Here is a 23,419-nt window from a genome sequence, read left to right as displayed (position 1 = left end):
AAGAATCATAATCGGGTCTAGATAAATACAACGTAGTGATATAAAGCTCATCATGAGCGGTCATTTGAGTGTAGAAGCTCATTAAAATGCTAGACTGAACAAAAGATAAAACAGGTCACAGAACCAGAAAGGATTGTCCTATGAAATTTCAGGACTTCAATACATCATTGACTTTTAAGCTGTACACTATTGCCGGCTTGCTATTCGGCATTTACGGGGGGCGTGTCTGCCCAATGCTGGAAACGCTCACATTAGAAGAAGTGCTGGTTCATACTGGCGTCGTATTCAGTGTGATGTTTGTGATACGTATGGCAATTACCCGATCCTTGGTAAACAAGGAAGATGTGAATTACATCAAGCTGGACACCGCACTCTTTTTCTTTATGAGCGTCCCTTTCTCGCTCTTCTATCGCACAGTTTACGACTTCCCATACGACAGCAATCTCAAGGTGCTATTCGGGATGACTCTGTTTGGTTTCTTCACTGGCAGTATTTTGCATTTGAGCCATCAGATAAACAGCTTCAACGATTTACTAAAACAAAACCAAGCCAGCTTTAACCTAATGGGCAAACGTCGTTCCTTGGTTAAGCAGATGATTACTCTGGTTGTACTCCTACTTTGTACCCTTGCCATCATGATGAGCATGGTCGCGTTTAAAGACATCCACTGGCTGGAAAACACACCGGAAGCGCTGCATGACGGGTCAGGAAAGCTCAGTATTCTGAAAGAATTCATCTACATCTCCGCTGTATTAACCGGTTATGCCATTACCATTATGTTGCTCTGGGCGAAGCTGATGAAGCAAATCCTGATCAGCCAGGAAAGAGCTCTGATACAGGTGACCAACGGCAATATTGATGCCCGCCTGCCCGTTGCCCAGAATGATGAACTGGGAGCCATGGCACGAATGACCAACCAAATGCTCGATTCGTTGCAAGACTCACAAGACGAAGTGAAAACCACACGAGACGTGGCCATTGTCAGTCTGGCGGCACTGGCAGAATCGCGCGACAACGAAACCGGCGCTCATATTCTGCGTACACAGGAATACGTCAAAGCGCTTGCGATTCATCTTTCAGGGCACCCAAAACTCAAAGAACAGCTTACCCCTTCCTATATAGATTTACTGTACAAATCGGCACCTTTGCACGATGTAGGTAAAGTGGGTATTCCAGATTCCGTGCTACTTAAACCGGGTAAACTGACAGATGAAGAATTCGAGATAATGAAAGGTCACCCTCAAATAGGTGCCGATGCCCTCTCTATCGCCGAAAAGCGCATGGGCAGCAGTTCATTTCTTCGTGTTGCCCGCGAAATCGCCTTGACCCACCATGAGAAATGGGACGGTACAGGATACCCGAATGCATTAAGTGGTGAGGGCATTCCACTGTCCGGTCGCTTAATGGCGCTGGCCGATGTTTATGACGCATTGATAACAAAACGCGTATACAAACCCGCTTTCAGCCATGAAAAAGCCAAAGGGATCATTCTTGAAGGCAAAGGGAAGCATTTCGACCCTGAAGTCGTGGACGCTTTTCTTGCTATTGAAGAAGAATTTATGGCTATTGCCGCTCAATATAAAGACATGAAACAGGAAACTCCGAAACAAGATCCTGATACGGGTAATCTGCAATTTGCATAAGGTTGACGTAGTTTTGGCATTTTCAGGACTTATCTGGCAAAAATCTTAGGTTTTTGTAGGAGATTAGCCCGCTTTTTCTGACCTTGATCAGCTGCGAGCGACCTAACAAAGAAAAATACTACTTTCTGTTGAAATCCGGTTGTAACCCGTGACTGGGAAAGGTATAACTAGCGTATATTTATACCTTTCCCATTTAATCAACACGGACGCCGATTATGTTTGAAAAAGTCATTGCCGCCCCCGCTGACCCAATCCTTGGTCTGACTGAAGAATTCAAAAAAGATTCCCGCGCAGAAAAAATTAACCTAGGTGTGGGTATCTACAAAAATGAACAAGGTCAGACTCCAGTTCTGGCTACAGTTAAAAAAGCGGAAGCTGCACTTCTTGAAACAGAAAAAACCAAATCTTACCTGACCATCGAAGGGACAGCTGAGTACGGTTTAGCGGTACAAAAGTTACTATTTGGCGCAGATTCTGATGTTGTCGCATCTAAACGTGCAAAAACAGCACAAGCTCCAGGTGGTACGGGTGCACTACGCGTGGCAGGCGAATTCATCAAACGTCACCTGAACAGCCCTAAAATCTGGATCAGTAACCCAACTTGGGCAAACCACAACGGCGTATTCACAGCTGCTGGTATAGAAACAGCTCAATACGGTTACTACAACGCTGAAACCAAAGACAAAGATTTCGCTGCAATGGTGGCTGATCTTGAAACGGCAAGTGCTGGTGACATCGTTCTTCTGCACGGCTGCTGTCACAACCCAACGGGCATCGACCCAACGGCAGAAGAGTGGGAAACTCTGGCTAAGCTGTGTGCGGAAAAAGGTCTGCTTCCTCTGTTCGATTTTGCATACCAAGGTTTCGCAAAAGGTGTTGAGGAAGACGCAGCAGGTCTACGTGTATTTGCCGAGCACAACACAGAGATTCTGGTTGCGAGTTCATTCTCTAAGAACTTTGGCCTGTACAACGAACGTGTTGGTGCGTTTACGCTTGTCGCTAAGTCTGAAGACGTTGCTGCAACAGCTTTCTCTCAGGTTAAGAGCATTATCCGTTCTATCTACTCTAACCCACCAGCGCACGGCTCAGCGGTTGTTACTCACATCCTGAACGACGAAGCACTGCGCGCAGAATGGGAAAAAGAAGTGGCAGAAATGCGCGACCGTATTCAAGAAATGCGTGAGCTGTTCGTTTCTACATTGAAAGCGGAAGGCGTTGACGCGGACTTCAGCTTCATTGAGCGCCAGAACGGCATGTTCTCTTTCTCTGGTCTGTCAAAAGATCAGGTTAACCGCCTGAAAGAAGAATTTGCAATCTACATCGTTGGCTCAGGTCGTATCAGTGTTGCAGGCATGACAAAAGAAAACATGGGTCCACTTTGTAAAGGTATTGCTGCGGTTCTTTAATCGCTACCGATACATTACGTATTAATATATTTTAAAGACCAGTCATTCGACTGGTCTTTTTTATTGATTACTATAGGATGGTGAACAATAAAAAAGCCTACAGTCAGCTCTCCTATGCAAGCAGAAATAATAGAAATAAAATCCTTTATCTCCCAGTACCCTCCTTTCAGTGCATTGCCAGAAGAGCTGCTTGATAAAGTCGCCAGCAACATAGAAATATCTTACTTTCGTCAGGGGACGCCCATCATCCATTTTGGCGATCATATCCACGATTTATACCTAGTGCGAAGCGGCGTTGTGGAAGTCTATCGTCGCAACGGAGAGCTCTATAACCGGCTGGATGAAGGCGACATTTTTGGGCAGATGGGTCTGCTGACAAACAACAAAGTTCGCTTTCCTGTTACGGCAATTGAAGACTCCCTTGTTTACTGCATTCCGGAAGCAATCTTTCAGACCTTATATGATGAAAACGATCTCTTTGCCGATTTCGTTGAAGTGGAAGATTCAGCCCGGCTCCGTCAGGCGGTATCCAACACCAGTGATGCCAACGACCTCACTACATCCAAAGTGCGTACTTTGATTACCCGCGAGCCTGTCACCATTTATTCCGATCAGTCGATTCAAGAAGCGGCGCAAACTATGGCAGAAGAAAACGTCTCTTCGCTGTTGGTTTTTGATCGCGAAACCGCTGAAAACGATGAAGATGACAGCCCTCTTAAAGGTATCATCACTGACCGAGATCTTTGTACCCGCGTACTGGCAGCGGGTTTGTCGCCCCAATCTACGGTTTACGATGTGATGAGCACAGATGTAGTTTCGCTGGATCACAACGCCTACGTTTACGAAGCCATGCTGACCATGCTCAGATACAACGTTCACCACCTTCCTGTAGTGAAAAACCAGCAGCCTCTTGGCATCATCGAAGCGACCGACATTGTTCGCTATGAGTCTCAGAACTCCCTGTTGCTGGTAAGCAGTATTTTCCAGCAACAGACAATGGAAGAATTGCAGACCCTTTCCGAGCAGGTCAAAGACAGCTTTGTTCGCTTAGTCAATGAAGACGCCAACTCTCATATGGTGGGCAGCGCCATGTCGGTGATTGGACGCAGCTTCAAACAGAGAATCATTGAACTGGCGGAAGAAACGCTGGGACCACCTCCCGTACCCTACTGCTTCCTGGCATTAGGCTCCATGGCAAGAGACGAGCAGCTTATCGTCACCGATCAGGACAATGCCATTATTCTCGACGAAAGCTATAAGCCGGATCAGCACGGCGACTACTTTGAAAAGCTGGCGAAGTTTGTCTGCGATGGCTTAGATCAGTGCGGATACAACTACTGCACCGGAGACATCATGGCAACGAACCCTATGTGGCGCATGACGCGCCGCGAATGGGAAGAATGCTTTAATGACTGGATTGATGATCCGAACCCCAAAGCTCTGCTCAACAGCTCGATCTTCTTCGATCTGGATGGCGTGTATGGACGAACCAAGTGGGCAGAGCAACTCAATGGTTACATAGTGCGCAGGGCAAGAAAGAATAATCGCTTCCTTGCCTGTCTGGCGCGTAATGCTATCAGCCGAACCCCACCTCTTGGCTTCTTCAAAAGCTTTGTAATGGAAAAAGATGGTCAGCATAAAAACTCCATCAACCTCAAACGCCGCGGCACTGCCCCACTCGCTGATTTGATTCGCGTTCATGCACTTGCAGTGGGTTCTCGCTCTCAAAACTCCTTTGAGCGTTTAGACGACATCATAGACGCGGGGATTCTGCCAAATGGTCGTGCCGAAGACTTACGCGACGCAATGGAGTTCATTTCTATGGTTCGGATTCGCCATCAGGCTTTAGATGTAGAGGCAGAGATCGAACCGGACAACAATATCGAACCAGACAACATGTCTGATTTCGAAAGACGAAACCTGAAAGACGCATTCCAGATTCTCAGCAATGCTCAGAACTTCCTTAAATATCGCTACCAAGCGAACACCTTTAAGTAGTCGGAGCTGGTATGAGTTTATTCAGAAATAGCCGTTTAGGCGGTCAAACGGACTGGCAAAGCCGCTTTAAGGAGAAAGCCCAATCTGTCACCGATGAGCGCCTTCACGACTTCTATCAGGCTGGTATTGTGTCAGGTGATACTCCTCTGTCTAAAGTGCCTTTTGTCGCCCTGGACTTTGAAACGACGGGCTTAGACGCTGAAAAAGACGACATCGTCAGTATTGGGCTTGTCCCTTTCAACCTTAACCGGATTTACTGCAATCAGGCCAGACACTGGATCGTTCGCCCCAACACACCGCTTCAGGAAGAGTCCGTAGTGATCCACGGTATCACTCACAACGATATTCTGGATGCACCCGATTTAAGAAGAGTATTAGATGAAGTACTGGATGCCTTGGCTGGGAAGGTCGTGGTTGTGCACTATAGAAAGATCGAACGCGAATTCTTGGATACGGCGTTAAAAGACCGGATTGAAGAGGGCATCGTGTTTCCGGTCATGGATACCATGGAAATTGAATCCTATGTGCAGGATATGAATACCAAGGGTATTTTCAACCGCCTTAAAGGCAACAAACGTCAGCCAGTGCGGTTAGGCTCTTCTCGCGAGCGTTACGGGCTGCCTGTTTACCCGCCTCACCATGCACTAACGGACGCCATGGCAACAGCAGAGCTGCTTCAGGCTCAGATTCAGCATCATTTCTCTCCTGATACTCCTATTGAAAAAGTCTGGTTATAAAAAAGGCTGCCTAACATGGCAGCCTTCTGTTTTTAAATGTAGTGACTAGCTTTTAAAGGTAGTGACTAGCGAACACGTTCGGTTCTCATACCCATCAACAAACTTACGCACATTAGCAATAAGATGAAGGTAAACGGCAGTGCCGTAGAAATAGCACCCGCTTGCAGAGCTTGAATGGCTTGTGTGCCACCGACCCAAAGTAGCGCAGCCGCAATGGCACCTTCCATAAATGCCCAGAACACACGCTGCATCACTGGTGCATCCACTTTACCACCAGCGGTGATGCTATCGATAACCAGAGAGCCTGAATCCGATGACGTGATGAAGAACACCATAACCAGCAGAATAGCAATCACTGAAAGCAGAGTGCTAAACGGCAGCTCTTCAAACATCTGGAACATCGCCAGAGGCACTTCTTTAAGACCTTCCGTACCCAAAGCACCAACGCCATTAACCACCTGATCAATCGCCAGACCGCCAAACACAGACATCCAGATCAACGTAACAGCAGTAGGCACCAGAAGAACCGCAACCATGAATTCACGTACTGTACGACCTTTAGATACACGCGCGATGAACATGCCGACAAATGGTGACCAAGAGATCCACCAGGCCCAGTAGAATACTGTCCAGCCCTGGAACCATGCTTCGTCTTCACGACCATGAGGGTTACTCAGCGGAATGATGTTTTCAACGTATGCCATCAGAGTGGATGGGATAGAACCAAATGCAACCGCGTAACCTAGTAATGCAACAAAAATAAGCAGCACAAACGCCACGATCATGTTGATGTTACTGATGACCTTCACACCACCATCAATGCCGCGGAAAACCGAAACCACTGCTAGCAATGTTACCAGTACGATTACCGCAATCTGCAGACCAATGCCGCCATCCACACCGAATACGTGGTTGATACCACTCGCGGCTTGCTGAGCACCTAAGCCTAAGGATGTCGCCAGACCAAACAGAGTTGCCAGTACCGCTAATACATCAACAACGTGACCCGCCCAGCCCCAGGCTCTGTCGCCTAGAATAGGGTAAAAGATTGAACGGATAGAAAGCGGAAGCCCTTTATTGTAGGTAAAGAACGCAAGCGATAAGGCTACGATGCCATAAATTGCCCAAGGGTGAAGACCCCAGTGGAACATGGTTGCGCCCATGGCAAGTTTTGCCGCTTCTGGGGTATTTGGTTCAACGCCCAGAGGAGTCTCATACCAGCCAGTGAAGTAAGCAACAGGCTCAGCTACACTCCAGAACATCAAACCGATACCCATGCCCGCTGCGAACAACATCGCCAACCAGGACATGAATGAATAATCGGCGGAAGCTTCCTGACCGCCTAAGCGAATTTTGCCGAATGGCGACACAATCAGTGCCAGACAGAAGATCAGGAATATGTTCCCCGCCCAGATAAACAGGCTGTCGAATTTACCAATGATCGACCACTTCAAACCATCCAGAGTAGACTTTGCGGTTTCCGCGTCTGAGATGAGTACAGCAACTAAAAATAGAATGATAAGACCAGCACTGGTCCCAAATACCGGATTATGAACATCAAATCCCCACTTCTGTACATTATCCTGACCAACCGTGTAGTCGGTACTATCGATACTGTACTTGTCGATTCCTTTTGTCATATCTCCTCTTTAACCCTTAACAGGTTTGTTGATTTTGAACCTATTCGAAACCTTTCCTCACCAGAATGGTTAGTGAACGTAACAGTTCATTGATTTTAAAACCCACAAACCCTATCGAAAATGTCCGTTTAAAACCAGAGATAACTCAAAAAACGTCCCAAAATCTCAGTTTTCTCAATTTGAATGGCTATTTTTAAATCAATCAATACTAGAATTCGTTTTGAAGTCTAAACATTTGTACTCTCAACAGAGAGCGTCGCGTTTATGATATTTGTGGAACACGTTTGTTTTCTTAACAAAAGCATCAAAAAGATTACTCAGGTATATACCCAAGTAATCTTTTAAAGAGATAAACGGTCAAAGTACTCAAGAGTCGAACATCGCTGTTGACTCTTGTGTAGCAAAAGCTTTATATAACCCCCGAAAACACTGGTACGGATAAAGAATTTGGAAAAACACGAAGAAGTTCTGATTGCGATACGACAAATCATCCGCGCAATCGATCTGCACTCAAAAAAACTTGGCAAAGAACTGGGATTAACCGGTCCTCAGTTGATATTGATGCGTTCCATCAAAGAACTGGGTGAAGTGACCATACGGGAACTGTCGAACAACACCAATATGAGTCAGGCTACTGCCACCACCATTCTGGATAGACTTGAAAGAAATGGTTATGTTAAGCGCGTCAGAAGTATGAGCGACAAGCGTAAAGTTCACGCTTACCTCACTGATGAAGGTAATGCCATATTGGAAAAAGCTCCTCTTCCGCTGCAAGACAACTTTATCGATCAATTTCATAAGCTGGAAGAATGGGAACAAAGCTTACTGTTATCTTCAGTACAGCGTTTGTCTTCAATGATGAATGCCGAAAGCTATGACGTTGCGCCTGTTTTGGAAATTGGCAGTATCACCAAAAACGAACAGCCTGCGCCATAAAGAAAAAGCGAGTGAATCACCACTCGCTTTCTGATTCTCTGATTCTCTTGGACTCAGTCAACCAAACCTTTCTCTAGCGCGTATTTCGCTAACTCTGCGGTAGAATGCAGATCCAGCTTGTGTTTGATGTTTTGCCGGTGGGTTTCAACCGTGCGGTAACTGATGTTGAGCGCTGAGGCAATTTTCTTACTGCTCTGCCCCTCTGCCACTAATTTAAGCACCGCTTCTTCTCGGCGGCTTAGTGGGTTGGGTTTTTGCTGCGCGGGGGTGATGGGCTGGGTGAACAAGGTTTGTGTAACGGACTCACAAAAGTACGTGGAACCTTGATACACCGTCTTAATGGCCTGAACCATCTTTTCTGCCGAAATCTCTTTCAGCATGTACCCGACAGCTCCTGCCTGCATCACTTTCATGATGTATTCACGGTTGTCATGCATTGTCAGCATCAGCACTTTCACACTTGGGTGTTCTTCTTTCAGGATCATAGTCGCTTCAATGCCATTAATAACAGGCATACTAACATCCATTAACACCACATCGGGTCGCACTCTGGTGACGGCATCTATGGCTTCTGCACCATTGCTTGCGGTCGCGACCACGTTAATTTCATCTTCCATTTCTAGCCGGGCGAGGAAACCATCCAGTACTACCTGATGATCATCCACAATTACTATGTTTATCGCCTTACCTTGGCTTACTGCTTTTTGCATTCCATGTTGTCCAGTTTTCTATCTTAATTACGCCGGAATCAAAACCGTTATTTCTGTACCGTAGTTGGGTTCGCTAAAGAGTTCAAAATCTCCTCCGATAAATTCGACTCTTTCTCGCATATTTCGCAATCCGATCCCTTTTGCCCTCATGGTATCACTGACTGAAAACCCTCGCCCGTCATCTCGAATCATTAGCTGAATTTGTTCACCAAGCTGATGCACCACCACTTCGACTCGGTTGGCGTACGCATGTTTCTCTATGTTAGTGAGCGATTCCTGAACCACTCGATACAATGTTGTAACCACTTCGGAATTCATTTTCGACATGGATTTGTCGATCTCGTATTCCACTGGAATCTGAGCGTGCTCGCGAAAATCCTGAAGCAAGGTTTCGAGAGCGGCCTGCAAGCCTATGTCGTCCAATGAACTCGGTCTCAGGTTATGGGAAATCCGACGTACTTCATTGATCGCAGTCAGCATCGACATTTGGGACTTATCCAAATGCGCCAGTGCTCTTTCGTCGATATTAGGTTCTTTCTGCTTTAATTTATGTGCCAGCAGCTCCAGGTGACATTTACACGAAACCAGAAGCTGGTTGATACCGTCGTGCAGTTCTCTCGCCAGATGCTTTTTTTCGTCTTCCTGAAACATGACCGTTTTGTGGGCCAGCTCTTTCAGGTTTTTGTCTGCAATTCGATGTTCGTGCCAGTTCACCGCTAATGTCAGCACGACAATCACAGCAACCGTAACACTCAGAATCGACATGGTACTGATAAAAGTGGCTTCGATGTTCTGGTTGATAGAATCTTCCATCTGAGCGACTTCGAGATGAATATCTTCGATGTAAAGCCCTGTTCCAACCATCCATTCCCACTTAGGCAACCACGCTGCATAACTGAGCTTAGGCACTATTTCACCCGTCGACGGTTTTTGCCATAGGTAATGAGCGAACCCGCCTCCGCTTCTTGCCTGCTCTATCAAAGAAACAATCAGAAAGTTACCGTTTTCATCCTGCATATTGATCAGGTTCTGCCCGATCAGCTCTGGAAGAATGGGGTGAACAAGATTGACGCCATTTTTGTCGTAAGCAAAAAAATACCCGTCCGAGCCGTATCTTAAGCGCGTAAGGATCTGCTTCACCTGATGTTTGGCGTCTTCTTCACTCAACTCATCGTTGGCGTAGACATGGTGGATGGCATCAAAGGCAAGATCCAACTTGTCTTTTAATGCGTTTTCTCTAGACCGTATCAAGCTGGTTCGAAGCGTTTCGATTTCTTTCACACCCAACGCTTTAGTTTGGTGAATCGAGATCCAACTGATACTGGCTGTAACCAAAATCAGAGGTAATAAGGTGAGTAATATCAGTTTGGCTCTAAGAGGCATAAGCTCCCTCTCTCACCCAATGCGTCAGCGATACGTCCATGGGGGTTCACGAATACAATCAGCCTCTGAATGTATCAGAGGCTGACATTAGCGCCCATTGTTTACCGAAATCAACGAGCTGTAACAGTTGTGAGATCACATTCCATAGAATGACGGGAATAACAGAATTGATGCCAGTACCAGAATCTGGATGGCAATAAACGGCATTACTCCTCGGTATATGTCTCTTGTGGTTACGCCTTTCGGTGCCACACCTTTAAGATAGAACAGGCTAAAGCCGAACGGTGGCGTCAGGAACGAGGTTTGTAGATTCATCGCAACCAGTATCGCAAACCAAACCATGTTGATCCCCATAAGTTCGGCAACAGGAGCGAGAATCGGTACGATGATGAAACAGATCTCAACGAAGTCGATGAAGAAACCCAAAATCAAGATGACCAGCATAGTGATGATCAGGAAGCCCCACTTCTCACCCGGGATCTGCATCATCCACTCTTCAACCAGATAGTCTCCGCCCGTGTAGGTGAACGCCATGGAAAACGCAGTTGCACCGAGTAGGATGGCAAAAACCATAGCCGTTACTTTTACGGTTTCTTTGGACGCATCGTATATCATTGCCCAGCTAAACTGACGGTACAGTAGCGCCAATACAATGGCTCCGGCTCCACCCAAAGCCGCTGACTCTGTTGGAGTGGCAATACCAGCGAAGATGGAACCCAGTACGACGACAATCAAAGCCATCGGTGGAACCACTGCTTTGAGTGCTTCAATGACTTCTTCTCTGCGTGAAATGGATTCATCTCGCTCTATCGGCTGAGCAGCTTCAGGGTTCATTTTGGCGTAAATCAAAATGTAAACCACATACGCACCAACCAGAACTAAGCCCGGTCCAACCGCTGCCTGAAAGAGATCACCGACAGGTACACCCAAAACATCGCCCAGCAAGATCAATACAATGGATGGCGGGATAATTTGCCCCAAAGTGCCCGACGCACAGATAGTGCCACACGCCAGCCCTTTGTCGTAATTGTATTTGAGCATTACAGGGAGAGAAATGAGCCCCATGGCGACAACAGATGCCCCTACAACACCTGTAGAAGCCGCCAATAGAGCTCCAACCAACACGGTTGAAATCGCAATACCGCCACGGACGGTGCCAAATAAGCGCCCCATGGCTTCAAGAAGTTGCTCAGCCAGTCGAGTTTTTTGCAGAACCAGCCCCATAAAAATGAACAACGGCACTGCCATTAACACTGTATTCTGCATGATTGACTCTATGCGATACGGCATAAAGGCAAACATTTCTGGACCTTCTGCCCAAACACCAAATAGCAGGGCAATACCACCAAAGGTAAAGGCAACGGGGAAGCCTAATAGTAAGGCCACCAGCGCTACCAGAAACATAACAATTCCTATCATAAAACTACTTCCCTGTTATCTGGTATGGGCTGGACTAGGATTAAAAATTTTGTTCAGTGAGTTCAGAAGCAATCCAATGCCACTCACTGCCATAAAGAAGAAAGAAACCGGGATCATGGCTTTAATGATCCATCGGTAAGGCAGACCACCCGGGTCGCCCGACGTTTCGCCGAGTTCATAAGACTCTCTGGCGAAGTCAATGCCGTACCAGGCAACAAGAAGACAAAACGGGAATAAGAAGAAAACGGTTCCCAGAATATCAATGATGGCGCGCGCGCGATAAGAAAGGCGTTCATAGAAGATATCGACACGGACATGCCCTCCTGCTTTTAGCGCATAAGGCACGCCAAGAAGGAAGACGCTGGAAAACAGGTGCCATTCCATTTCCTGAAAGGCTATCGATACGTCATTAAATACATAACGCATCACGACATCGTAAACGACGTTTAGCAACAGCAGTAAAAATAGAATGCTGGCAACCCAGCCCAGCACATCGCTGATCCGGTTAAACAGTCGCTCCATGTAAATTAGGCTTCTCATTCCATACTCCTTGGAAAGACAAACTAGAAGAGGCAGGGTCTTGCAAATGGCTACGTCGACTGCTTTGGGGGGCGTAGTGTCCTTGCAGACCCTGTTTTTCTTGGGCTATTTGCCGAGGGTTCACCCCTCGGCATTTGGTTCAATGACCTAAAATAATTATTGTTGTGCCTGACTGTTCAGGTAAGCGCGGTGAGAGATATCTGTCCACGAGCGTACTTGCTTCAGATAGTCTGCCTGAGATTTTTGGATCTCTTTCGCCAATTCGTTGCTTTCTGCGTGTTTCTTAAGAAGGCGATCGTTCGCTTCACGTAACGCGCTCATTACTTGAGGTGGGAAGTCTTTCACCTGAACATTCGGGTATTCAGACTTAATTGAAGACCAGTTCTTTCCGCTCTCGTGCGTGGCTTGCGTGTACATGTCGTACGCAGCAGTTTTCATCGCTACACGCAAAATCGCTTTCAGGTCGTCTGGCAGACGTTTCCAGGTACGCTTATTCACTAGGAACTGAAGCTCTGAACCTGGCTCATGCCAACCTGTGTAGTAGTAAGGTGCGATTTTGTGGAAGCCCATACGCAAGTCCAGAGAAGGACCTACCCACTCCAGTGCGTCGATAGTACGGCGCTCAAGCGATGTATACAGTTCACCCGGTGCGATGTTTGTTGGTTTCGCGCCCAGCTCTGCCAGGATTTCACCGGCAAAGCCTGGGATACGCATTTTCAGACCTTTAAGGTCATCAACCGAATTGATCTCTTTCTGGAACCAGCCACCCATTTGGATATCGGTGTTACCGCCAGGGAAAGACATCAGGTTATGCGGAGAATACACTTTCTCCATCAGTTCCATACCACCACCATGGTAGAACCATGCGTATTGCTCTGCCGGAGTCATGCCGAAAGGCATAGACGTGAAGTAAAGTGTATTAGGTACCTTACCTTTCCAGTAGTAAGAGCCTGAGTGTCCCATGTCATACTGACCCGATTTCACCATATCAAAAACACCCAGTGGTGCCTTGTGCTTGTTGGCAGAATCGATTCGGATTTGCAGACGGCCATTCGACATTTCTTCAGCCATTTTGGCCATGTTTTTAGTCGCGTCACCAAATACCGGGAAGTTTGGTCCCCAGGTTTCAGCTAGCTTAAGTCGGTAGACTTTATCGGCAGCATTGGCTGAAGCTGTGACCAAGGCAGCGCAAGCCGCTACAGCGACAAAGGTGCCTTTAAGAGTTCGTTGGATTGATTTTTTTAAGAGACTCATTATTTCACGTCCTATGTTGTGTTTGTTCACAATCCATTCCTGTGTGGATTGCGAATTTCCCCAAGTGGAATAATGGGCTCGGTGCCATTAGCAGTACTTGGGTATCACAACAATGCCTGATTGAAGAGCATTAACCTATTCGGGAGAGCACGGACGTATTTCTTTACACCCACCCTGTATTAGACTTTAGTTTTACGTACTAATACGTAGGATATTCAATTGAAAAATTATTGAAGTGTTAAATTACAAAGTATTGTGAAATAAAAACGTAAATTGAGAAGCGATTTATACGTAAGAACTAGTTCTTGAGAAAAGTTAAAATGTTAGAGTTATAAAACGTAAAAAAGCCCCAAAAATTGGGGCTCCTTCACGATTCTTAATCGAATTATACTGGCTTGTACACAACCTTGTTGCCTGCCAGTTGCTCTTTAACTACTAAGTTTTCTTCTAGCAGTTTTTTAAGAGCGCCGGTTGCCCAAGAAGCCGCTTTTGCGTCTTCCTGACCAGCTTCCAGACCGATACCTTTAGGGTTAATGCCTTCAGGGTTCTTAGCTACGATGTCTAGAACGCTTTGTTGTTTTGGCGTTAAGCTAACAGTGGTTTGCGCTTTCGGTGCTGGCTTTTCCACTTTTGCTTCAACGGCTTTTTTAGCAGCAGGTTTTTTGGCTTCAGGAGCTGCTTTAGCCACATTTAAAGTCGCTTTGATGCGTTTTTGCAGTTTAGCCTGCACTTTACGTTTGTGAGCGAGTCTCATTGAGTTTTTCTCCATTTCACTGCTATACCGCGCAGTGGTGAAAAATTTGAAGCGCGAGTTATACCAAAAACTGACACTGATTTGTAGCCTAACGGTCACTTTCAACGTAAAAATGGGGGAAGAGCCTTTCAAAGGCTATATTTTATACAGAAACAAGGAATGCACTTTCTCCTCGGAGATGCATAGGAATTGCACCACAATGAATACGATTCACATGACAAACATACCATTCAGTTATCAATCTCCAACAGGAAGATTGGTCATGGGCTTGGCGTGTCTGATTGCCTTCTTTCTTCTTATACTCTCTCCTGGGATCCAACAGGCGCTACTCTCTCTGTTTGGTTTGATTGCCTTTTTTGTGGTCACGCATTTTCTTATCGAGAAGAGTAAGGTGTCATTTACCCTCACAGCCACACACTTTCAGCAGCATATGTTTAAAGGGGGCTGGGTAGTGAGGTGGAATAACATCAGTCATATTGGCGTCTGTACGTACTCTCAGGAAGGATGGCATCAACCCATTCCGTGGATCGGCATTAAGCTTAAAGACTACGAACCTTACCTCGACAATATCTGCCCCAGAATCAGCACACAAATACTTCTGGAGCAACGATCCCTTCTTTATCTGGGTCTAAAGCAGATGGATAAGAAGAACATTCCTTTTGAAGACATCGTGTTGGACTCAAAGCCTTACGAATCGAGTAACGGTGAGCAGTACACAGGTCTGCAAGCCATGCTGGCGAACCGAATGGCTTACCAGAGAGAAAATTTTGGTTACGATATTTTTATTTCGACGTCCGATTTGGACAGAAGCGGAGATGAATTTGTCGGCCTGGCAAGACGATTTCTCGCGGCAGCCGACAAAGAAGATTTAATCAATTAGTTAGCTAAACCTAGGGTCTGTTGACCTAGTAAAGAGGCATTTCGTCAGCCACAAACGGGTTAGAAGCGCGTTCATGCCCGAATGTAGACTCCGGACCGTGACCAGGAATGAAATGCACATCGTTACCAAGCGGCCAGAGTTTTTGCTTGATGGACTGGATAAGTGTATTGAAATCCCCTTGCGGGAAATCGGTTCTTCCGATACCACCATTAAAAAGAACATCGCCCACAAATGCGGTTTTAGATGATTCATTGAACAAGATGACATGGCCTGGGCTATGACCTGGTGTGAAGTAAACGTTCAGTACTTCATTACCAAAAGTGACAACGTCACCTTCATCTAACCACTGTTTTGGTTCAAACGCTTCTGTAAGAGGAAATCCAAACATCTGGCTCTGCCCTTCTAACCCCTGAAGCCAGAAGTTATCGGCTTTATGAGGACCGATAATGTCGACACTGTGTGCATTAGCCAGTTCTTCTGCGCCACCAACATGGTCAAGATGCCCGTGCGTCAGCACGACATTCACAACTTTAACGCCAAGTTCTTTGATTGTGGCTTCCAGTTTAGGTACGTCACCACCCGGATCGACCACAATCGCGTCCATGGTCTCATCACACCAGACAATTGAGCAGTTCTGCTGAAATGAAGTCACCGGCACGACTCTGTATTGAAGGCTCATAAAAACTATCCCGTATTCATTTTAAACTGCGGGAACTATGACATTTGCCCCCTAGTTTTACAAGCCATTAGGTACGGGGAACAGACCCAGACTACCAGTTTCGGACAGGTCCCGTATCTATATGAATAAAATTACTTTTTGGGTAATAGCCTACGCCACCCGCTTTGAGAGATAAGGCTGCCTTTTTCACTTCAGACAGTTTGACGCCATCCAGTCGAAAGTCGATGGCTTTGCCAAGCATGTGGTAGCTCTTTTTCGCCACAGCCTTGGATTTGGCTCGTAACGCCTTATTAGTGGCAGGAGAGCGATAACCAGAGATGATCTGAACTTCTGCATCGCTGCCAATTAAGCCCTGAATGGAATTGATTTGGTCGAATAGTGCCGCGTCCATCGAATACACTTCATTGCGGCGGTGATCCCGGCACAGATGATTAAGACGTGCGAGTTCGCTTCCTACGTATCTCTGACCATCAAAATAACAGGACTCCAGAATCTCTCCGGTGTGCAGATTGTTGAACTGCAACGTTCTCGGCTGGTTTGCATAAGTTGCAAAAACTGAAGGAGAAAAAGGCAATGAGACAAAAGTGCCAAGAACGGCGGTATTACGGAGGAAGTGTCTTCTCGAGATTTCTTTGGTTGTCATCTGAACGGTCTGGCGCGGTTTCCAAAGTCGCGACAGTAACCAGATTCCGTACAAGCGTCAATTAGTCATCAGCTCAAATTATTGACGGAATAGTGCCAAAGGTATGGTTAGTTATTGAGCAGAAAGATTTTTATCCAGATTGATCAAATTTGTAAGTTTCGCGTCAAAATTTGAACTACGACTCAGTTGATCGTATTTGTAGATGTCGCTTCGGTATTGCACCTGCCCTCTTTCTGTCCAAACCGTTTGATAAATAATAGAAACAGGAATGCGTTGTTTCAGTGCCACAGCAACCGTTTCTTCACGGCTGATTCTCTCTTGATGACTTGGACGCAGCTTAGAGTTGCTGGTTAAAAGCAGATTGGCAAAACCCTCGGCAGATTCAATTCGGATACAACCAGAACTGAATGCCCTTCTCGCCTTGGTGAACAGCGACTTCGCCGGTGTATCGTGGAGAAAAATGGCATTCTTATTTGGCGTATTGAACTTGTATTTGCCAAGTGCGTTGTATGGTCCTGAAGTTTGTCGGATTCGGTACGGAAAGCTGTCTGGGTCAATGGTTTGCCAGTCGATATCCTGTGGGTCGACCAGAGTCCGGTTATGCCAGCTTTCAACAATTTCGTAATTGTGTTCCTGAAGGTAAGTTTCTTCCTCAATCGCTTTGGGAAGAATGTCTTTCACCATGATTTTCCTTGGCACATTCCAGCTTGGATTCACAATCACCGAATCCATTCTGGTATCAATGAGCGGTGTTTTCCTTGATGGACGCCCTACAATCACGTCTGAAGAAAACGCTTCTTTACCATCTAGCCAGTAAGACATCGAGTACTGCGGTACATTCACCAGAACAATCTGGTCGCGCTGCAATGGCCAGATACGTAGCCTTTGCGCATTCAAAGCGACAAGTCTTAAACGTTCTTCAATAGAAGCATTGATCCACTTAATGGTTTTCGGACCGATAATGCCATCTGCGTCCAGACCATGCTGAACCTGAAACTGACGAACCAAATCGTCCAGAGGTTTATCGTAGGTTTTGTCATCGGCATTCACCGCCGACACGTCATAACCTAGCACCTGCAGGCGATTAAGCAGCACCCGTTTGTGTGACAGTACATCTCCTTTGCGAGTGAAGCGCTTTTTCTGGCTGTAATCGCTCAAATAGACGTTTAGCCAGGGTTTCAGCTCATAGATGGCGGTTACATAATCAGAATACAGCGGCGATTGAGGTTTCAACCCTTCAATGTATTCAACCAAGGAGTCGGACATTACTGCGTTATAAAAAGTCTCAAAGCTAGAACCTGATGGAGTGGGCAGCATGGCTGGAACTCGTCCACCAAAAAACCAGCCCTTCCCCATAGACTGAGAAAGCTCGGTATAGCTGATGTAACTCAACAAGGTGTCTGTCGCCAGCACATCATATTCTTGCCATCGATTGTGATATCTGGCTTCTTTTAGCGCCATCAAACGTTTATAGAAAAGCTCACTCACGTCAGACAGAGCAAGGTGCTCAAGCTGCGTTTCGAAGGCTTCAATCGCGTCGTACTGAAACCAGATAGGCTGATATTGATACTCGTGATAAAGCGCAGTAATGACAGGTTGGTGAGCCAGAGGTGTATGAGCTGGTGTTGAGCTATTCACCCAGGTTGTGGCGTAGTAACTGTTAGCGTTGGAAACCAGTGGAAGCATAGCTATGATCATGAAATAAAAGTATTTCCTTAACCTCATAGCCCGCTCCCTGGATCATAGTTACTAATAAATGTATTCCTAAAGTATGGCAAAAATTGCAGCAAAAACTTGTATCGTTTATTAGATTATCGCCGACCAGTGGTTATCCCAATGAATACCTGATGAATATTTTTTTTCAACTCCAGCCAAAGAATGGGAAACCACCCTTCCCACACCTGAGCTAATTTTGAAAGAATTATCATTCACAACAACACCTGACGCATCAGGCAGAGATTCAATTTCCAGCAGTTCACCCGTAGATAATTGCCAGATACCATAACTATTTCCCCGTGGAGAAGTAGCAAGCACCCAATCCCCTGTGGCGGCGATGCTAGCAATGTAATGATTGAATCTTGCCCATTGTTCCGGTTCAGCTTTGAACTCGACCATTGGTTTCCCCATTTGGTGAGCAGCTAACAGTGCTGGATAATCGTCTGGCGATCCGCGATATTGCTGACCACAGAAAACCATACCTTGGCCATTATGTGCAAGATGGCGAATACTCAGTTTATTGTCGGAAAGCGACACTTGTTCCAATACTTTTCCGGTAGAGGACAAATATGTCAGAGTTGGAGACATGGTTTCGAGGTTCATCGGTGTTCTTCCATTGGTATGAACACCACCGACTCCTATCGCCAGATCACCACTTGGAAGCATGATGACCTCGTGAGGACCCAGCCCAAACCCGGTGAATTCCTCTATTTTCTGGTAGCCGTTTTGAACGTCGTATACACCGATAATCCCACGGCTTGTTCCTCTTTCCCCCTCTGTCGCATAAAGCAAGCGACCATCCGGAGAATAAACACCGTGACCGTAAAAATGACGATTAGGACCCGATGAAACGATGGGTTTTGCTGCGCCGCTAACGAAATCAAACGGTTGGAAAAATGTCCCCGGTCTGCGGCCGAATGCCACTGCCGCACTTCCAGCGCGGTGAATGGCAACGCCATGTCCACGGGCAGGCAAAGTGAGTTGATGGATGGGGTTACCGTTGATATCGGCAACCGTTGCAAAGAACTTATCCCGACCCAGAATGGAGCAACCAATCAGAGCTGGCGTTTTTTGCTGGCTAGAAGTGGAAGCGCACCCAAAAGGTAAAAAAGGCGCTGAAGCGCCAAATAAGGCTGCTTTAAGCAGCCTTCTTCTTGTTTGATCAGTCACCATCTGTTGCATTAAACCCTACGACGACACCCAATTCGATTGCGACCTCTTCATGGATGAGATATTTCAAATGCTCAAGCTTGTTGAACTGCGCTAATACGTTTCTGTAGCCTTCTTTCGATTTCAGCATGGCAAACATGCTGGACTCTTCTGGCCACGTATCCAACGTTAAATCAAATTGCTCCACAATGCTGTCTGCTAGCTGAATACGTCCTCTGTCTCTCAGCTCTTTATCTAGCCCGTAACCAAGCGCTATATAAAGCGCTTTCATGGCTTCAACATTGGCTTTTAAGTTCGAGAGGGAGGTTTCAGAGCGCCATGATTCGGCAAAGTAAGGACGAGGTTTCCCAACTTTCGCCAGAGGGCGGCTCATTTTCTTCATGCTGTACTCAAGCTGATTAGACAACAGGCTAAGGTACTCGGTGCGCCATTTCTTCTCGTCCAGAGTTTTCCACGGGTTTGCCTGCCAAGCGTCAGCAATGTTATCGGATTTGTCTGCGATATTCTGGCTGATAGCCAACCCGCTATCACAAGCCTTGATCTTGTCTTTATGGATAGGAGACGCCTTGTCATACAGAAGCCATTCCATTGAGCCTAGCCCCTGAACCGTAACGCTCATTTGCGATAACTCATTGGCGGACCATGCTTTATCGGCTTTAACCAGCGTCGACATTTTCCGACCCGTGGTGTTTTTCTTATCTGGCCAGAATTGCATGTTCCAGCTTTCTTTTAACGCATTTTCAGGACCACGTTCTTGCCCCTGAAGCGCCATCCAACGGAGCATGGTGCTGTGCCACGCTGACTTCAGTGAGTCCTCTGTAAGATCTTCCGAACCACAGTATTGCTGCCAAATTAACGCCTGTTGCTGCGCTTCCGCAAGCAATAGAAATGCGGCTTCTTTCTCAACATCATACACCGCTTCACTGATGTGAAGGTTGGCATATTGCTTGTTTTCAGGTAATTCACCACCACTTTGAACGGCAATTTCCTGTGGCATTTGTGCATCGTTCGACTGACAGCCGACCAGAGCCAGGAGGCAAAGGCTTAACGTTTTCTTCATACGTGGCTCCTGTTACAGCGAGTTAAGAAACGCCACCAGCGCCTCTCGCTCTTTTTTGGACATGTTCAATACATTCTCTTGCGCGGGTTTTGCCTCACCACCATGCCAAAGCACGGCTTCCAGAACGTTACGTGCTCTTCCGTCGTGCAGCAAGTTCGTGTGACCATTCACTTCTTTGGTGTAACCCAGCCCCCAAAGTGGCTGAGTACGCCATTCACGACCATTTGCCAGATACTCTGGACGGTTGTCGGCAAGCCCTTCGCCCATATCATGCAATAACATATCCGAATAAGGGTGAATAATCTGCTCTGATAGTGCAGGTAAGCGATCATTTTTCGCTGTTTTAATGTTCACGGCATGACAAGACTGGCAACCCGCTTCAGCAAACTTGGCCTGACCCAGCTGAACCTGAGGGTCTCGGGTATTACGACGAATTGGAACGGCAAGGTGCTGAGAGTAGAATTCAACAAAGTTTAAAATCTTTTCGCTCACTTCCGGTTTGCCACCGTGAGGAAGGTCATTACAGATGGATTGGTTTTCAGTACAGTTCTCGACTGGAAACAGTGCGCTGGTCAGTCCCAAATCGCCGTTGAATGCTGCGGCATTTTGCTGCATCAGGTTAGGTTGACCTGCTTTCCATCCGAATCGACCAAGCGCAAAGCCTTCTGCCTGAACATCCCAGACCCGGTTCACTTTTCCGGAAATGCCATCTTTGTTTTTATCTTCAGGATCTGCCATGGCAAGAATGGTTTCTTCAGGAATGGCTTCCAGCAATCCAAGCCCTATCATGGGTGGCGCCACACGTGCCGAGAATTGAGTGTCCGGGTGCATCTCTCCGTAGTTCAAATTTGTGATCGTCAAGTTAGGCTTACGAAGTGTTACCTGTTCGCCGTCTTTAAAAGTAACCACCACATCAGAATAAGTAATATTCACTTTGCCTTCTGGCTTGGCATCTGGGAGAGCGAAATCCTGAAGCTGACCGCCGTACGTTGGTTCAGGGATAACGCCATTCATAATGAAGGCTTTCTTCTGCTCAGGCGTCATGGCTGGAATGCTTAACCTGACCAGCATGGATACCGCGTGCTCGTCGCCCTCTTCTGGGGGATGCCCTCGCCCATCTTTGATATGACAGTTTTGACAACCGTTGGTATTAAACAGTGGTCCAAGGCCGTCTCTCGCATCGGTTGACGCAGGTGCCTGAACCCAGGGATTACGGAAAAAACTGTTACCGACACTGAAATCTAAACGCGATGTCATGGGCAGGTTGTTGGCAGGTAAAGAAAAGGCATTCGAACCATCTTTCTTCACACTGGTGTTACCACCCGACTTGGTATCGTACGCATAGACGCTCGTTGCGATTAGGCTTGAAACAATGGTAGGTATTAGAAACGGCTTCATTCTTGGCTTCTCAAGTGTAAAAAGGGCTCATAAAGAGCCCTTGGATTTTATTATATTTTTATGCGATTAAAACTCGTGGTCAGCAGTGTCTGGGTTCAGGCTATCAATACCAATGATGCTCGCTGCACGCTCAATTGAGCCAGTTTGTGCGACAAGCGACATAATGGTGTCATTCACCAAAGCATTACCTTGAGAGTTATTCGCAGCAATCAGCTGATCAAAATGCTGATTGTTTTTCTCAGCAGATACAACTAGCTGACCAACCTGCGCACGAGCGCGGTCAAACTGCTTCTGAATTTCTTTAGCTGCTTGTTTGTCTTTCTGCTCTACTAAGTCGTAGATGCTAGGACCAGATAGAAGCTGACCATTCTCACGCTTGTACAGACCAGTAAATACGTTGTAGATACCTTGTTCGTTGTAGTAGTGAGAGTTGTGAGTGTTGTCAGAGAAGCAATCGTGCTCATCTTCCGTAGAGTTGGCTTCAAGTGCTACTTTCATACGCTCACCGGCAAGCTCACCCAGAGAAAGTGAACCCATTCCGAACAGCATTTTACGCAGGCCGTTATTAGCAGATTCAGACAACAGTTCTGTACGGTAGTTGCCCGCCTGACTTGGCGCCCACTGACCTTCCATCCACTCTAGATCTTGGATAAGAAGTTGAGACGCGGCTTTCAGGTATTCACGGCGACGGTCACAGTTGCCATTGGTACAGCCTGAACCATCAATAAAGTCTGTGTATGAACGCTCACCCGCACCCGAGTTTGTGCCATTCAGATCTTGTCCCCACAGGAGGAACTCAATGGCGTGGTAACCGGAAGCAACGTTTGCTTCTGAACCACCAATTTCATTCAGGTCTGCAATCAGTTGAGGGGTAATCTGGCTTGCATCTACAACCTGAGAGCCCACCTGGATTTTGCTGTTTGCTACGATGTTAGCCTGTGCACCTTCGTTACCCAGTTCGTACTGGTAATCAGAAGATACGTAATCAATCAAACCTTCATCAAGTGGCCATGCGTTCAGCTGACCTTCCCAGTCGTCAACGATGGCATTACCAAAACGGAAAACTTCCGTCTGCTGGTAAGGTACACGAGAATCAATCCAAGCTTGACGAACAGATTCCAAAGAGGTTTTAGAAGGGTTAGCGAGGAACTGGTCAATGGATTTGTCAAGTTTCTTAGCCGTATAAGTTGCATCAGAAAATACTGCGTGAGCAAGATCGGCATAGTGGGTTACGACTTGGCTTTTGGTTACTGCTGCGAAAGAGGCTGCGCTAGTCACGAGGAGTGAAGCTGCCACGGCACGAGCAACGAAACGTTTTGAAATCATGGAAATCGTCCTTGTTGAGCGAAATATTATCTGTAGTAATAGTGCTAATTATTATCATTTGCACCTTGATTGCGATCATACAAATTTACAATTTAAATACAAGCAACAAAAACAAAAAAACCCCACA

General features: G+C 46.6%; 20 protein-coding genes. 6 read left to right on the top strand and 14 right to left on the bottom strand.

Annotated elements, in window-relative coordinates; translation table 11 throughout:
• The first annotated feature begins 140 nt into the window (after nucleotides 1–140).
• The 4 genes from QMG91_RS07240 (at nucleotide 141) to QMG91_RS07225 (ending at nucleotide 5,784) form a co-directional block, all read left to right on the top strand.
• On the top strand, nucleotides 141–1,643 hold the full coding sequence (locus QMG91_RS07240) for an HD domain-containing phosphohydrolase (protein WP_004400163.1): 1,503 nt from the start codon (nucleotides 141–143) through the stop codon (nucleotides 1,641–1,643).
• Between the two features lie 215 nt (nucleotides 1,644–1,858).
• Complete coding sequence (locus QMG91_RS07235; RefSeq protein ID WP_281829982.1) at nucleotides 1,859–3,049, top strand: amino acid aminotransferase; 1,191 nt, start codon at nucleotides 1,859–1,861, stop codon at nucleotides 3,047–3,049.
• 114 nt (nucleotides 3,050–3,163) lie between these two features.
• Entirely contained in the window at nucleotides 3,164–5,047 is a 1,884-nt protein-coding gene (locus tag QMG91_RS07230; protein ID WP_281829981.1) for a DUF294 nucleotidyltransferase-like domain-containing protein, read from the top strand.
• A gap of 11 nt (nucleotides 5,048–5,058) precedes the next feature.
• A complete protein-coding gene (locus QMG91_RS07225; protein WP_022550939.1) occupies nucleotides 5,059–5,784 on the top strand; it encodes a 3'-5' exonuclease in 726 nt (241 codons plus the stop codon).
• A gap of 65 nt (nucleotides 5,785–5,849) precedes the next feature.
• Here the strand turns inward: QMG91_RS07225 and QMG91_RS07220 are convergent, their stop codons facing one another.
• Nucleotides 5,850–7,424: a BCCT family transporter gene (locus QMG91_RS07220; RefSeq protein ID WP_022550940.1), complete on the bottom strand. Its 1,575-nt coding sequence runs from the start codon at nucleotides 7,422–7,424 to the stop codon at nucleotides 5,850–5,852.
• 447 nt (nucleotides 7,425–7,871) lie between these two features.
• Here QMG91_RS07220 and QMG91_RS07215 point away from each other — a divergent pair, with 447 nt between their 5' ends.
• A complete protein-coding gene (locus QMG91_RS07215; protein ID WP_281829978.1) occupies nucleotides 7,872–8,360 on the top strand; it encodes a MarR family winged helix-turn-helix transcriptional regulator in 489 nt (162 codons plus the stop codon).
• A gap of 53 nt (nucleotides 8,361–8,413) precedes the next feature.
• Here the strand turns inward: QMG91_RS07215 and QMG91_RS07210 are convergent, their stop codons facing one another.
• The 6 genes from QMG91_RS07210 to QMG91_RS07185 all read right to left on the bottom strand — a co-directional run bounded on the left by QMG91_RS07210 (nucleotide 8,414) and on the right by QMG91_RS07185 (nucleotide 14,420).
• Nucleotides 8,414–9,070: a response regulator transcription factor gene (locus QMG91_RS07210; RefSeq protein ID WP_281829976.1), complete on the bottom strand. Its 657-nt coding sequence runs from the start codon at nucleotides 9,068–9,070 to the stop codon at nucleotides 8,414–8,416.
• A gap of 27 nt (nucleotides 9,071–9,097) precedes the next feature.
• The gene (locus tag QMG91_RS07205; RefSeq protein WP_281829974.1) at nucleotides 9,098–10,453 is read right to left on the bottom strand and encodes a cache domain-containing protein; all 1,356 of its coding nucleotides are present in this window, start codon (nucleotides 10,451–10,453) and stop codon (nucleotides 9,098–9,100) included.
• Between the two features lie 135 nt (nucleotides 10,454–10,588).
• The gene (locus QMG91_RS07200; protein WP_038123810.1) at nucleotides 10,589–11,872 is read right to left on the bottom strand and encodes a TRAP transporter large permease; all 1,284 of its coding nucleotides are present in this window, start codon (nucleotides 11,870–11,872) and stop codon (nucleotides 10,589–10,591) included.
• 15 nt (nucleotides 11,873–11,887) lie between these two features.
• Nucleotides 11,888–12,412, bottom strand: a complete 525-nt coding sequence (locus QMG91_RS07195; RefSeq protein WP_022550954.1) for a TRAP transporter small permease subunit — start codon at nucleotides 12,410–12,412, stop codon at nucleotides 11,888–11,890.
• Between the two features lie 156 nt (nucleotides 12,413–12,568).
• On the bottom strand, nucleotides 12,569–13,666 hold the full coding sequence (locus QMG91_RS07190; protein ID WP_004402085.1) for a TRAP transporter substrate-binding protein: 1,098 nt from the start codon (nucleotides 13,664–13,666) through the stop codon (nucleotides 12,569–12,571).
• 385 nt (nucleotides 13,667–14,051) lie between these two features.
• On the bottom strand, nucleotides 14,052–14,420 hold the full coding sequence (locus QMG91_RS07185) for a MarR family transcriptional regulator (protein WP_004402084.1): 369 nt from the start codon (nucleotides 14,418–14,420) through the stop codon (nucleotides 14,052–14,054).
• 199 nt (nucleotides 14,421–14,619) lie between these two features.
• Between QMG91_RS07185 and QMG91_RS07180 the strand changes: the two genes are divergently transcribed.
• Nucleotides 14,620–15,300: a DUF2982 domain-containing protein gene (locus QMG91_RS07180; RefSeq protein ID WP_022550955.1), complete on the top strand. Its 681-nt coding sequence runs from the start codon at nucleotides 14,620–14,622 to the stop codon at nucleotides 15,298–15,300.
• A gap of 25 nt (nucleotides 15,301–15,325) precedes the next feature.
• Here QMG91_RS07180 and QMG91_RS07175 read toward each other — a convergent pair whose 3' ends face one another.
• The 7 genes from QMG91_RS07175 to QMG91_RS07145 all read right to left on the bottom strand — a co-directional run bounded on the left by QMG91_RS07175 (nucleotide 15,326) and on the right by QMG91_RS07145 (nucleotide 23,292).
• Nucleotides 15,326–15,979, bottom strand: coding sequence for an MBL fold metallo-hydrolase (locus tag QMG91_RS07175; RefSeq protein ID WP_223094179.1), 654 nt, complete (start codon nucleotides 15,977–15,979; stop codon nucleotides 15,326–15,328).
• 91 nt (nucleotides 15,980–16,070) lie between these two features.
• Nucleotides 16,071–16,622, bottom strand: coding sequence for a DUF882 domain-containing protein (locus tag QMG91_RS07170; protein WP_004402081.1), 552 nt, complete (start codon nucleotides 16,620–16,622; stop codon nucleotides 16,071–16,073).
• A gap of 111 nt (nucleotides 16,623–16,733) precedes the next feature.
• The gene (locus tag QMG91_RS07165) at nucleotides 16,734–18,320 is read right to left on the bottom strand and encodes a L,D-transpeptidase family protein (protein WP_281829968.1); all 1,587 of its coding nucleotides are present in this window, start codon (nucleotides 18,318–18,320) and stop codon (nucleotides 16,734–16,736) included.
• Between the two features lie 108 nt (nucleotides 18,321–18,428).
• Nucleotides 18,429–19,520 (bottom strand): DUF1513 domain-containing protein, encoded by a 1,092-nt coding sequence (locus QMG91_RS07160; RefSeq protein ID WP_281829966.1) that lies wholly within the window; start codon nucleotides 19,518–19,520, stop codon nucleotides 18,429–18,431.
• A complete protein-coding gene (locus tag QMG91_RS07155; RefSeq protein WP_281829964.1) occupies nucleotides 19,501–20,568 on the bottom strand; it encodes an imelysin family protein in 1,068 nt (355 codons plus the stop codon). The genes QMG91_RS07160 and QMG91_RS07155 overlap by 20 nt, the downstream gene beginning before the upstream one ends.
• A 12-nt stretch (nucleotides 20,569–20,580) precedes the next feature.
• Nucleotides 20,581–21,966 carry a di-heme oxidoreductase family protein gene (locus tag QMG91_RS07150; protein WP_281829962.1) on the bottom strand — a complete coding sequence of 462 codons (1,386 nt, stop codon included), beginning with the start codon at nucleotides 21,964–21,966 and terminating at the stop codon, nucleotides 20,581–20,583.
• A gap of 66 nt (nucleotides 21,967–22,032) precedes the next feature.
• Nucleotides 22,033–23,292, bottom strand: a complete 1,260-nt coding sequence (locus QMG91_RS07145; RefSeq protein WP_004399767.1) for an imelysin family protein — start codon at nucleotides 23,290–23,292, stop codon at nucleotides 22,033–22,035.
• Between the last annotated feature and the right edge of the window lie 127 nt (nucleotides 23,293–23,419).

Origin of the sequence: Vibrio nigripulchritudo (genome assembly GCF_027924785.1) — a bacterium.
Classification (GTDB): Bacteria; Pseudomonadota; Gammaproteobacteria; order Enterobacterales; family Vibrionaceae; genus Vibrio; species Vibrio nigripulchritudo.
The sequence above is the reverse complement of the archived record's forward strand: the minus strand, read 5'-3'. Positions and strand labels throughout refer to the sequence as shown.